A 13,348-nucleotide genomic window follows, 5' to 3' on the forward strand; every position below is an offset into this window, starting at 1 on the left:
TTTTAACAATAATATAAAAAAACGACTGCGTTCCCCCGCAGTCGTCTTTTTTCGTGTTACGCTGTGATCCAAGCTTCGTTAGCTGGATTTTTACGCCACTCTTGTAATTTTTTCGTTTCAGCTTGTCCGATCATACCTTTTTCTGCTGCAACTTCAGTTAATGCACTGTAATCACTTAAAGAATATGATGCTACGTTCGCTGCTTCTAACTTTTCTTTTCCTGCTTCTAGCTCGTATGTGAAGATTGATACGATTCCTAATACTTCACAGCCAGCTTCGCGAAGTGCTTCTACACATGTAATTGCACTGCCGCCAGTTGAAATTAAGTCTTCTACTACTACAACTTTTTGACCTTTTTCAGCTTTTCCTTCGATTTGATTCCCTTTACCGTGACCTTTTGCTTTACTACGTACGTAGCACATTGGTAAATCCATACGATCACTTACCCATGCAGCGTGCGCAATACCAGCAGTTGCTGTTCCTGCAATAACTTCTACAGTTGGGAAGTGCTCTTTAATTAACTCTTCTAATCCAGCTGCAATCGCTTGACGTACTTTCGGATAAGATAAAGTTAAACGGTTATCACAATAAATTGGTGATTTCATACCTGAAGACCATGTGAATGGATCATTCGGTTGTAAAAATACTGCTCCAATTTCTAATAAATGCGATGCGATTTCTTTTTTCATACTGTTACACCTTCCCACTGTTGTTTTACTGTTTTATACGCTTCAAGCGGATTTTCTGCTTTTGTAATACTACGTCCAACTACGATATAGCTTGAGCCAAGTTCCCTCGCACGTTTCGGTGTTGCTACGCGCACCTGGTCATTTACATCATCGCTTGCAAGACGAATCCCCGGTGTTACTGTTACAAATTCATTTCCGCATACTTCACGTAATTTTGGAACTTCAAGCGTTGAACAAACAACGCCATCCAGTCCACTTTCTTTCGTTAATTTTGCATAATGAGCAACCGCTTCTTCTAACGTTTTCTCAATGCCGATCTCTTTTTTCATCATAGCTTCCGAAGTGCTTGTTAGTTGTGTAACTGCAATACAAATCGGTCTCTCTTTTCCTTCTTGCTTACCTTCCTCTAATCCCTCAATCGCAGCTTTCATCATGCTGCTTCCCCCAGCAGCATGAACATTTACCATATCAACATCTAGACTAGCTAGGCTACGCATAGCGCTTTTTACCGTATTTGGAATATCATGAAGTTTTAAATCTAGAAAGATCTTATGCCCTTTTTCTTTTAAGTACGTAATAATCGCAGGGCCTTCTTTGTAAAATAACTCCATACCAACTTTGACAAATAACTCTTCCCCTTCAAAGTGGCGCAAGAATTGTTCTACATCTTGTTTCCCCGGAAAATCTAGTGCAACGATTAACGACTGTGACATGTTTGCTTCCAGCTCCTTCCTTGACATTCCGAAATGTGATCAAATCCTAATTCATCTAGTAATGCTGGTAACTCTTCAATAATTGTCGGACATACGAACGGATCGATAAAATTCGCTGTACCAACTGCAACTGCGCTTGCGCCAGCGTAGAAGAATTCAATTACATCTTCCGCTGTTTCAATACCACCCATTCCGATAATTGGAATGTTAACCGCTTGGCTTACTTCATGTACCATACGAATTGCTACTGGCTTAATCGCAGGACCTGATAATCCGCCTGTACGGTTTGCTAAAATTGGTTTAGCTGTTTTTAAATCTAGACGCATACCAAGCAATGTATTAATCATCGTTAAACCATCTGCACCTGCATTTTCAATCGCTTTTGCAATTTCCACAATGTTTGCCACGTTCGGTGACAACTTCACATATACAGGTACTTCAGAAACCTCTTTTACTCGCTTCGTTAAATCAGCAGCAATTTCAGGATTTGTACCAAAGGCGATACCACCTGTTTTTACGTTTGGACAAGAAATATTTAATTCCAGTGCATGGACATTAGGCGCTTTAGAAATTTCCTTTGCAACCGCTACGTAATCCTCAGCTTGTGAACCTGCAACGTTTGCAATGATTGGAAGGTCAAATTGTTCTAACCATGGTAATTCAGAATTCATTACTTTTTCTAATCCTGGGTTTTGAAGTCCGATTGCATTTAACATGCCACCCGGTGTTTCAGCAACACGAGGCGTCGGATTTCCATAGCGTGGTTGTTCTGTCGTCGCTTTGATCATGATTGATCCTAGTACACTTAAATCGTAAAACTGTGCATATTCACGACCAAATCCAAAGCATCCAGATGCCGGTATAATTGGATTTTTTAATGATAATCCTGGTAATTCAACTTGCAATCTGTTCATAGTACAACCTCCCCGATTGGAAATACTGGTCCGTCGCTACACACCTTCTTGTAAGAATGTCCACTTGGATCTTCTTGTAAGTGGCATACACATGCGAAACAAGCTCCAATACCACAGCCCATACGTTCTTCTAATGAAATATAGGCTTTTTTCTCTTTGTAACGTCCTTCTAATGCACGAAGCATCGCTAACGGACCACATGAATAAAGAATATCAAAGTCAATTCCGTAATGATCAATTACATCTGTGACAAATCCTTTTGTACCGTGTGTACCGTCTACTGTCGCAACGTACGTATCACCAAGTTCTGCAAATTTTTCTTCATAGAAAACAACATCTTTCGTTTGAAAACCTAAGATGTGAATTACGCGTACACCTTTTGCAACGAGGCGCTGTGATAATTCATAAAGTGGTGGTACACCAATCCCCCCACCTACTAGTAAAGCTGTTTGACCAGCTTCTGCTTCTTCTACAGGAAAACCGTGCCCTAATGGTCCTAGTACGTCTACCATTTCACCTTGTTTTTTAGTGGCTAATGTTTTTGTTCCTTGTCCTTCCGCACGATATAGCATTGTAAATTCGTTCTTCTCTTGATCTACATTACAAATACTAATTGGGCGGCGCAGAAGGGGCGCAATGCCCTCTGCTACCTTAATGTGTACAAACTGCCCTGGTTCGTTCATTTGCTGTACTAAAGTTCCTTGAAGCACTAATTCGTAAATGTTCTTTGCGATTTCTTTTTGATTAACGACGATCATATTTTGCTTTTGCATCATGCATGTACCACCTCGTGACGCTTTGTTTGCGTAATTTCTTTCATTGAATGAGCTGAGAATGTCATAGATTCTAATACTCGTAAGATTGCTCTCGTTGTATCAAGTGATGTTAAGCAAGCTACACCATTTTCTACTGATTCACGGCGAATGCGGAAACCATCACGCGCTGGTTGTTTGCCTTTTGTTAATGTATTGATTACAAACTGTGCTTTTCCTTGGCGGATAATATCTAGTAAGTTGTAGTCTTCAGAATCAATTTTGTTTACAACTTGTACTGGGATATTTTGCTCTGTTAACGATTTTGCTGTTCCAGCTGTTGCTAATAAGTTATAGCCGATTTCATGGAAACGTTTTGCAATTTCCATCGCCTCTTCTTTATCTTTATCCGCTACAGTAATGATTACTGATCCGTGCGTTGGGATGTTAATTCCAGAAGCAACTAAACCTTTGTATAATGCTTTTTCAAGCGTTAAATCTTTACCCATTACTTCCCCTGTTGATTTCATTTCAGGTCCTAATGTTGTATCCACTGAGCGTAATTTCGCGAATGAGAATACCGGAGCTTTTACATACACTTCTTTCTCTTCTGGGTGATAGCCCGTTCCGTATCCTTGCTCTACTAGGTCTTGCCCTAGAATAACTTTCGTTGCAACGTTTGCCATTGGTACACCTGTAATTTTACTTAAGAATGGTACTGTACGGCTCGCACGTGGATTTACTTCAATTACGTACACTTGATCTTCGAATACGACAAACTGGATATTTAGTAATCCAACAATGTTTAATCCTTTTCCAAGTGCAATTGTATGTTCAATAATTTGTTCTTTTAATTTTTCAGATAAGCTTTGTGGTGGATATACTCCAATTGAGTCACCAGAGTGAACTCCAGCGCGTTCAATATGTTCCATAATACCTGGAATGAATACATTCTCACCGTCTGAAATTGCATCTACTTCAATTTCTTTACCAACCATGTAACGGTCGATTAATACTGGGTGATCTGCGTGAACTTTAACTGCATTTTTCATGTAGTGCAGTAGTTCTTCTTGACGATATACGATTTCCATCGCACGTCCACCTAGTACGTAAGATGGTCTTACTAATACTGGGTAACCAATTTCTTCTGCGATTGCTACCGCTTGCTCTACAGTCGTTGCTGTTTTACCAACTGGTTGTGGGATACCAAGTTTTGTTAAAGCAGCTTCGAATTTATCACGATCTTCTGCACGGTCTAAGTCTTCAAGTGATGTTCCTAAAATCTTCACACCATGTTCTTCTAATTTTGCCGCTAAGTTAATTGCTGTTTGTCCACCGAACTGAACGATAACACCTTCTGGTTTTTCTAAATCGATGATGTGCATTACATCTTCAATCGTTAATGGTTCAAAGTATAATTTGTCAGAAATACTGAAGTCTGTTGAAACAGTTTCTGGGTTATTGTTAATGATAATTGCTTCATATCCAGCTTCTTTAATTGCCCATACTGAGTGAACTGTTGCATAGTCAAACTCAACACCTTGACCAATGCGGATTGGACCAGATCCTAGAACTACTACACTCTTACGATCTGTTACAATTGATTCGTTCTCATCAGCGTATGTGCTGTAGTAATACGGTGTTGCAGATTCAAACTCTGCCGCACAAGTATCTACCATTTTGAATACCGGCGTCATATTATTTTCTTTACGCATATCGTAAATTTCGCGCTCCGTTTTGTTCCAAGCTGCTGCAATGTAGTGATCGCTGAAGCCCATTTCTTTTGCAGTTTGTAGTACTTCCATATTTCCTACATTCGCTTTTACTTCGCGTTCCATATTTACGATATTTTCAACTTTTTGTAAGAAGAAGAAGTCCATTTCACACCATTCGTTAATCTCTTCTTTCGTTACACCTTGACGAATTGCTTCTGCTACGATAAACAGTCGCTCATCATCTGCTTTAATAATGCGTTTTTTCATTGTTTCTTTATCAAGTTCTTTTAAGTGGTCTAATTCTAAGTGATAAATACCAAGTTCTAAAGAACGAACCGCTTTTAATAATGATTCTTCTAAGTTACGTCCGATTGACATAACCTCACCAGTTGCTTTCATTTGCGTTCCAAGTGTTCTGTTCGCTGATTCAAACTTATCAAATGGCCAGCGTGGAATTTTTGAAACAACATAGTCTAATGCTGGCTCGAAGCAAGCGTAAGTTTTTTGTGTTACCGGGTTTACGATTTCATCTAACGTTAAGCCGACTGCAATTTTCGCTGCTAATTTCGCAATTGGATATCCAGTTGCTTTAGACGCTAGTGCAGATGAACGACTTACACGTGGATTTACTTCGATTACATAGTATTGGAAGCTATATGGATCTAGTGCAAGCTGAACGTTACATCCACCTTCAATTCCTAGTGCACGAATAATTCGTAATGACGTGTTACGTAACATTTGGTATTCACGGTCGCTTAGCGTTTGGCTCGGTGCTACAACGATAGAATCACCTGTATGAACACCAACTGGATCGATGTTTTCCATGTTACATACTACAATCGCGTTATCATTTGAATCACGCATTACTTCATATTCAATTTCTTTACAGCCAGCAATACTTTTCTCTAATAAACATTGTGTTACTGGGCTATGTTTTAAACCACTTGTTACGATTTCAATTAACTCTTCTTCGTTATGACAAATTCCGCCGCCCGTTCCGCCTAATGTGAATGCTGGACGAACGATTACTGGATAACCAATTTCGTTTACAAAGCCATATGCTTCATCAAGGTTATGAATAATTTCACTTGGTGGTGTTGGTTCATTTAAATCTTGCATTAATGTACGGAATAAATCACGATCTTCCGCTTGCTCGATTGCTGATAATTTTGTTCCTAAAATTTCAACTCCGCACTCTTCAAGTACGCCTGATTTTGCAAGTTCAACAGCCATGTTTAAACCTGTTTGACCGCCTAATGTTGGTAAGATTGCATCTGGACGTTCTTTACGAATGATTCGGCTTACGAATTCTAATGTTAAAGGCTCAATGTATACTTTATCTGCAGTTGCAGTATCTGTCATAATTGTCGCTGGGTTAGAGTTAACAAGGATTACTTTGTAACCTTCCTCTTTAAGAGATTGACAAGCTTGTGTTCCAGAGTAGTCAAACTCCGCTGCTTGCCCAATTACAATTGGTCCTGATCCGATTACTAAAATTGTGTTAATGTCTAGGCGTTTTGGCATAACTCTTCCCCTTCTTTCTTGAAGTTTTCAATCATTGTTAAGAAATCTTCGAATAAATCATTTGCATCTTCTGGTCCTGCTGAAGCTTCTGGATGGTATTGAACTGTAAATGCTGGGAACTTCTTATGACGAAGACCTTCTACTGTTCCATCATTTAAAGCAACATGTGTAATTTCAAGTTCTGTATTTTCAACTGATTCTTCTTCTACTGCGTAACCATGGTTTTGAGATGTAATTGCTACTTTTCCAGTTGCAAGATTTTTTACTGGATGGTTTAAACCACGGTGACCGAATTTTAACTTACTTGTATTCGCACCAGATGCTAAAGCAAATAGTTGGTGTCCTAGGCAAATTCCGAATAAAGGAACTTTACCGATAATGTCTTTTAACATTTCAATTGCTTCTGGTACATCTTTTGGATCCCCAGGTCCGTTACTTAACATAATTCCATCTGGGCTAAGGCGTAAAATTTCTTCAGCTGTCGTGTTGTAAGGAACTACAATTACATCACAATCACGTTTATTTAATTCTCTTAAAATACCATGTTTCATACCGAAGTCTACTAATACAACACGATGTCCGCGGCCTGGGCTTGGGTATGGATCTTTCGTTGATACGCGTTTTACATGGTCTGTAAATACTGTCGCTTTTAATTGACTTACGATGTATTCTACATCTGCATCCATGTTACAAAGGCGTCCGCGTAATGTACCGTATTGACGAATTTTTCTCGTTAATTTTCTCGTATCAATTCCTGCTAATCCTGGAATGTTTCTTTCTTTTAAGTAGTCATTTAACGAAATTTCATTACGGAAGTTTGATGGGTGATCACAAATTTCGTTTACGATTAAACCATTTACAGATGGGTGAATCGATTCAAAATCGTCACGGTTGATGCCGTAGTTTCCGATTAATGGGTACGTGAATGTTACAATTTGACCGCAATATGATGGATCAGATAATGTTTCTTGATATCCAGTCATTCCTGTTGTAAATACAACCTCACCTGACTTTTCGATTTCTCCTCCGAAACCTGTTCCAATTAATACTGTTCCATCTTCTAAGATAAGTTGTCTTTTCATACTAATGCACTCTCCTTTTGCCATGCGATCTTACCACCAACGATTGTCATTACCGGCCATCCTTGGCATTTCCAACCTGCGAATGGTGTATTTTTTCCTTTTGATAAGAATGTTGTTGGATCAATCTCTTCTTCTTGTTCTAAATCAATGATTGTAATATCAGCTGTTCTACCTTCTTTCAGGCGACCTGCTTCTAAGCCGAATGTATCAGCTGGCTTTTCTGTTAAGAATTGAATTAACTGTTCTAGTGTAATAATTCCTTTTTTCACAAGGTTTGTGTATAGAAGTGGGAATGCTGTTTCAAAACCAGTAATTCCGAACGGTGCTCTTTCAATTCCTTGCGCTTTCTCTTCCGCTGTATGCGGTGCATGATCAGTTGCAATCATATCGATTGTTCCATCTAATAAACCTTCAATTAATGCTGCATGATCCTCTTTTCCACGAAGCGGTGGGTTCATTTTAAAGTTAGGGTCAGCTGATGGGATATCATCTTCACATAACACTAAGTGATGGGGTGTTACTTCTGCTGTTACTTTAATTCCAGCGCGCTTTGCATCACGGATTACACGTACAGATCCTTTCGTACTTACGTGACATACGTGATAGTGACAATCTGCCGCTTCAGCAAGCAGTATATCCCTTGCAATATGTACAGATTCACATACTGATGGGATACCGTTTAATCCGTGTTTCTCAGAAAACTTCCCTTCATGTACACAACCTTTATTAATAAGAGTATTCTCTTCACAGTGCGCAACTACTGCCATATTCAGTTTTGCTGCACGCTTCATAGCAGCTAACATCATGCTAGCATCTTGTACGCCTACACCGTCATCAGTGAAAGCAAATGCTCCAAGCTCTTTTAATGTTTCGAAATCTGTCATTTCAGAACCCGCTTGACGTACTGTAATTGCTCCATATGGTAGTACGTTAACATGTGCTTTTTCTTTAATACGATTTTGTAAGTCTTCCATATGTTCTCTGCAATCTGGTACTGGGCGTGTATTTGGCATTGCGCAAATTGTTGTGAATCCACCTTTTGCCGCTGCTAGCGTACCTGTTTCAATTGTTTCTTTATGTTCACCACCTGGTTCACGAAGGTGTACGTGTACATCTACTAATCCAGGTGCGATTAACTTTCCGTTCACATCGATTACTTCAGCATTATCTGCCGTAATATTTTCTGCTACCTTAGCGATTTTACCGTCTTGTACGAGAAGATCCGTTGCTACGATTTTTCCTTCTTCATTCATATAACGACCATTTTTAAACAAATAATTCATGTTTCATTCCTCCTAATACATTTGGTAAGGCGCGTTTTAGTACAGCCATTCTTACGTAAACTCCATTTTCCATTTGTTTAAATATGCGTGAACGCTCACACTCAACAAGTTCACTTGCAATTTCAACATCTCGGTTTACAGGAGCTGGATGCATAATAATGCTTCCTTCTTTCATACGCTTTTCTCTTTCTACTGTTAATCCGTGTTTCTCATGATACTCTTTCATAATGTCTGTTTCATAATGATCATGACGCTCATGTTGTACACGAAGTAGCATCATTACATCCACTTCCGGAACAAGTTCATCTAATGGTTTGTATGTTCCAAATGTGTTGTCTTCATCTTTCCACTCTTCTGGACTTGCAAAGTAAATTGTTGCACCTAGCTTCGTTAATGCTTCTGCATTAGAACGTGCTACTCGGCTATGACGAACATCTCCTACTATCGCAATCTTCAAACCTTCAAATCTTCCAAACTCTTGTTTAATTGTAAGAAGGTCGAGTAGGCACTGCGTTGGGTGGTTTCCACATCCATCTCCAGCGTTTAAGATCGGGATATTCACCTGATCTTTTAGTTCATCGAAGTAGCGATCTTGCTCATGGCGGATGACCACTGCTTTTGTTCCGATTGATTCTAGTGTTCTTATCGTATCGTATAAAGTTTCTCCTTTTTGTACGCTAGATGCATCCGCTGAAAAGTTTAAAACATCAAGTCCTAATCTCTTCTCAGCAACTTCAAAGCTAAATCTCGTTCTCGTACTATTCTCAAAGAACAAGTTTGCAACAAAAGTTTGCTCTGTCGTTTTGCTCTCTTTTCCATTCGCAAAATCTTCTGCGTCTTTTAGGATTTCTGAAATTTCTACTTCCGATAATTCACTCATCGTTAACAAATGGCTCATCGTCATCCCTCATCTTTCTGATTTTTATGTTACCACTTTTGTATTTTTATAACAACCTTTGCATAAAAATACCCTAGTCATGTGAGACTAGGGTGCAAGAAAGAAGCCACCCTTTCCGGTCTCACAGGACTGAATTAAAAGGTTATTATTATGAAGCAATCTGCTTAGATTGTTTTATTTGTTTCGTTTCCGGTAGTAGTAGATTTAACAGTACACCTACAATTGCTGCTAGTGCCATTCCTTCTACTTGGAATGATTCTCCTACGTGAAGTACCGCTCCACCAATACCGATTACTAGTATTACTGATGCAATCATTAAGTTTCGTTTGTCACTTAAATCTGTTTTATCGTCTACCATCATGCGTAATCCGCTTGATGCGATTACACCGAATAGTAAGATTGATACACCACCCATAACTGGTGTGGGGATCGAATGAATCAGTGCAGAAATCTTACCGATAAATCCGAACATGATTGCGAATACCGCTGAACCGATGAATAAGTATACACTGTACGCTCTTGTAATTGCTAGCACACCGATGTTTTCACCATACGTTGTATTCGGTGGTCCACCGATTAGTGATGCGATTAATGTGGCTACTCCATCACCGAAGATTGAACGGTGTAAACCTGGTTTTTTAATTAAATCTCTTTTAATAACATTTCCTAATACAATTTGATGTCCGATATGTTCTGAAATTGTTACTAGTGCAACTGGTACCATCAAGAGTACAATCTTCCATGAAAACTCTGGTGTGTATGTTACAAATGGTACTGTGAAATCTGGTACAACAAACCATTTTGCCTCAGCTACCGGCTTTAAGTCTACTAACCCTTGGAAGTAAGCGAAGATATATCCGCCGATAATGCCAAGTAACACTGGTATGATACTGAAAAATCCTCTTCCGAATATTGAGCATATAATTGTAATTGCTAATGTTACTAATGCTACTGAAAAGTGTGTAAAGCTATATTTGCCATCCGCACCATTCATCGCCATGTTAACTGCTGTATGTGCTAAAGCTAGCCCGATTACCATTACTACTGGACCAACTACGATTGGTGGTAGTAATTTCATAATCCACTCTGATCCTGATTTCTTAATTCCGAGTGAGATTAAGATGTATACAAGTCCTGCTAGCAAACCACCAAGCATTGCTGCTCCAGGTCCCCCTGCCGTTTTCGCTGTTATAATCGGTGCGATAAAGGCGAATGATGACCCAAGATAGGCAGGTACTTGACCTTTCGTTATAAGAAGAAACGCTAACGTTCCTAATCCACTTGATATTAATGCTACTGACGGATTCAATCCTGTTAAAAACGGAACAAGCACTGTTGATCCAAACATCGCGAACAAATGTTGTATACTTAAAAATAACCATTTTCCCGGTTTCGGTACTTCATTAACGTCTAACACTGGCTTTTGTTCCATTGTTACATCCTCCTTCAGTTTAAATCTTTGCAATAAAAAAACTCTTTGTGCCTGTGCACAAAGAGTCCTACACTTTCGTATGCCAAATTTGACATATGAAAGCCAAGACCCTTTGGCAGCCTCACAGGACTACATTTAAAAGGGCTTTACTTATCGTATATGCTTACTCGATCTTGTTGATCTGTCTCTTGCAAATCAACTTCGATACGCTCTTCACTTGATGTTGGAATGTTCTTTCCTACATAATCAGCGCGAATTGGTAGTTCACGATGACCTCTATCAACAAGAACCGCTAGTTGGATTTGTGATGGTCTACCTAAATCCATAAGAGCATCCATTGCTGCTCGAACAGTTCTGCCTGTATATAATACATCATCCACAAGGATAACTTTTTTCTTCGTAATATCTACAGGGATATCAGAACCTTTTACAAGTGGTTCTTTATTTTTCGATTGTAGCGTTAAATCATCACGGTATAACGTAATGTCTAGCTCTCCAACCTCTATTTCTTTTCCTTCAATTTGACCAATTCGTTCTGCCAAACGTTGTGCAATAAAAATTCCACGAGTTTTAATTCCGACAAGAACACAATTATCGACACCTTTATTTCGTTCCACGATTTCATGACTAATTCGTGTTAAAGCGCGGCGAATCATTTGGTCATCTAAAACGACAGCTTTCTCTTGCATGCTCTACACCTCCAAGCTTTTTTCTTGCGTGAGAGTAATGGTATAAAAAAAGTCCTCTCAGCGTGTGCGAGAGGACTTTTGAAAAAGGGTATAGCATACCCTATGTATTTCAAACCGTTACCTTCTCAACCTCACGGGGCTGTGTTAAAGGATCATTATTTAACTGTTGTCAGTATCTCAGTTTTCTTATGATTTGTCAATACTATTTTCGCAAAATATTTAATGCTTCTTCAAACACTTCTGGAATCGGTGCCTCAAACTGAATATATTCACCAGTACGAGGATGATCAAAGCCTAAAATACCTGCATGAAGTGCTTGTCCGTTCATATCTAATGTTTTCTTTGGTCCATACTTTGGATCTCCTGCAAGTGGATAGCCAATATATTTCATATGAACACGAATTTGATGTGTACGCCCTGTTTCTAAGCGACATTCTACAAGTGTGAAATCTTTGAATCGCTCTAACACTTGGAAATGCGTAACAGCATGCTTACCATTTTCATCAACCGTCATACTTTGGCGTTCTTTCTTATCACGAGCAATCGGAGCATCAATCGTTCCCTTATCGTGCGGAATAACACCGTGTACAATCGCTTTGTAACGTCTCGTTACTGTTTTTGCTACAAGTTGATTTACAAGTGATTCGTGTGCCATATCATTTTTAGCAACCATTAATAGACCAGACGTATCTTTATCAATACGATGTACGATACCTGGACGCATCACCCCATTAATGCCTGATAAGTCTGTACAATGGTGCATAAGACCGTTCACAAGTGTACCACTTGTATGACCTGGTGCTGGATGCACAACCATACCACGCGGCTTATTAACAACAAGTACATCTGCATCTTCATAATAAATTTCTAAATTCATATCTTCTGGCTGAATATCTAACTCTTCTGGCTCAGGAATCGTCACTGTAATTTCATCATTTTCTCTAACTTTATAATTCCCTTTTACAGCTTTTCCATTAACTGTAACAACGTCATCTTTAATCCATTGTTGTACTTGTGTACGTGACCATTCATTATTTATTCCTGCAACGAATTTATCAATTCGCTCATTTTTTTGTTCTTCTGCAACTGTTACTTGTACTACTTCACTCATTCAATTACTCCTTCGTTTTCTTGCCTTCTAATAATGTTTGAATAATAATTAATACAACACCAATACATAATGCTGAATCAGCGATATTGAATACTGGATAGTTGTACGAGAAAATATACACGTGAATGAAATCCACTACTTCTTGTCTAAATACACGATCAATAAAATTACCAATTGCTCCGCCTAAAATTAGACCTAATGAAATTCCTAGAAGCTTGTCTGTTTTTGCATATTTTTTCATATAAAATACGATAAATGCTACAAAAACGACTGTAATAATGTAGAAAAACCACATTTTATTTTCTAAAATGCCCCAAGCAGCTCCTCTATTTCGATGTGATGTTATGTATAATACATTATCGATAATCGGAATACTCGTACCCAATTCCATGTTCTTTACAATTAGCCATTTCGATATTTGATCGATGGCAATGACAAATAACGCTATTACATAATATATCATTTTCATTTCCCCCACAAAGACAGTGTACCTCAAAATTTTAGCATAGCTGCAACCTTTTCACAATGAACCTTTATAGAAGAATA

Annotated in this window: 12 protein-coding genes; all 12 read right to left on the reverse strand. The window is 38.8% G+C overall.

The window, feature by feature from the left end; genetic code table 11:
• Positions 1-56: 56 nt before the first annotated feature.
• The 12 genes from pyrE to lspA all read right to left on the reverse strand — a co-directional run bounded on the left by pyrE (position 57) and on the right by lspA (position 13,265).
• The gene (gene pyrE / locus PDQ40_RS10230) at positions 57-689 is read right to left on the reverse strand and encodes an orotate phosphoribosyltransferase (RefSeq protein ID WP_000711449.1); all 633 of its coding nucleotides are present in this window, start codon (positions 687-689) and stop codon (positions 57-59) included.
• Positions 686-1,402: an orotidine-5'-phosphate decarboxylase gene (pyrF, locus tag PDQ40_RS10235; protein ID WP_000083496.1), complete on the reverse strand. Its 717-nt coding sequence runs from the start codon at positions 1,400-1,402 to the stop codon at positions 686-688. The genes pyrE and pyrF overlap by 4 nt, the downstream gene beginning before the upstream one ends.
• The gene (gene pyrD / locus PDQ40_RS10240; RefSeq protein WP_001081057.1) at positions 1,387-2,316 is read right to left on the reverse strand and encodes a dihydroorotate oxidase B catalytic subunit; all 930 of its coding nucleotides are present in this window, start codon (positions 2,314-2,316) and stop codon (positions 1,387-1,389) included. The genes pyrF and pyrD overlap by 16 nt, the downstream gene beginning before the upstream one ends.
• Positions 2,313-3,092 carry a dihydroorotate oxidase B electron transfer subunit gene (pyrK, locus tag PDQ40_RS10245; RefSeq protein WP_000983352.1) on the reverse strand — a complete coding sequence of 260 codons (780 nt, stop codon included), beginning with the start codon at positions 3,090-3,092 and terminating at the stop codon, positions 2,313-2,315. Before pyrK ends, pyrD begins: the two co-directional genes overlap by 4 nt.
• Entirely contained in the window at positions 3,089-6,307 is a 3,219-nt protein-coding gene (carB, locus tag PDQ40_RS10250) for a carbamoyl-phosphate synthase large subunit (protein ID WP_001126106.1), read from the reverse strand. Before carB ends, pyrK begins: the two co-directional genes overlap by 4 nt.
• Positions 6,292-7,389: a carbamoyl phosphate synthase small subunit gene (locus tag PDQ40_RS10255; RefSeq protein ID WP_000828682.1), complete on the reverse strand. Its 1,098-nt coding sequence runs from the start codon at positions 7,387-7,389 to the stop codon at positions 6,292-6,294. Before PDQ40_RS10255 ends, carB begins: the two co-directional genes overlap by 16 nt.
• Positions 7,386-8,672 carry a dihydroorotase gene (gene pyrC / locus PDQ40_RS10260; RefSeq protein ID WP_001108374.1) on the reverse strand — a complete coding sequence of 429 codons (1,287 nt, stop codon included), beginning with the start codon at positions 8,670-8,672 and terminating at the stop codon, positions 7,386-7,388. Before pyrC ends, PDQ40_RS10255 begins: the two co-directional genes overlap by 4 nt.
• The gene (gene pyrB / locus PDQ40_RS10265; protein ID WP_000018849.1) at positions 8,656-9,570 is read right to left on the reverse strand and encodes an aspartate carbamoyltransferase; all 915 of its coding nucleotides are present in this window, start codon (positions 9,568-9,570) and stop codon (positions 8,656-8,658) included. The genes pyrC and pyrB overlap by 17 nt, the downstream gene beginning before the upstream one ends.
• Positions 9,571-9,718: 148 nt before the next feature.
• Complete coding sequence (gene uraA, locus PDQ40_RS10270; protein ID WP_000435929.1) at positions 9,719-11,002, reverse strand: uracil permease; 1,284 nt, start codon at positions 11,000-11,002, stop codon at positions 9,719-9,721.
• Between the two features lie 146 nt (positions 11,003-11,148).
• Entirely contained in the window at positions 11,149-11,691 is a 543-nt protein-coding gene (gene pyrR, locus PDQ40_RS10275; protein WP_001156487.1) for a bifunctional pyrimidine operon transcriptional regulator/uracil phosphoribosyltransferase, read from the reverse strand.
• A gap of 202 nt (positions 11,692-11,893) precedes the next feature.
• Positions 11,894-12,802 (reverse strand): RluA family pseudouridine synthase, encoded by a 909-nt coding sequence (locus tag PDQ40_RS10280; protein ID WP_000005839.1) that lies wholly within the window; start codon positions 12,800-12,802, stop codon positions 11,894-11,896.
• Between the two features lie 4 nt (positions 12,803-12,806).
• Positions 12,807-13,265, reverse strand: a complete 459-nt coding sequence (lspA, locus tag PDQ40_RS10285) for a lipoprotein signal peptidase LspA (RefSeq protein WP_000642177.1) — start codon at positions 13,263-13,265, stop codon at positions 12,807-12,809.
• Between the last annotated feature and the right edge of the window lie 83 nt (positions 13,266-13,348).

Origin of the sequence: Bacillus cereus group sp. Bc061 (assembly GCF_027715825.1) — a bacterium.
In the GTDB taxonomy this organism is placed as follows: domain Bacteria; phylum Bacillota; class Bacilli; order Bacillales; family Bacillaceae_G; genus Bacillus_A; species Bacillus_A paranthracis.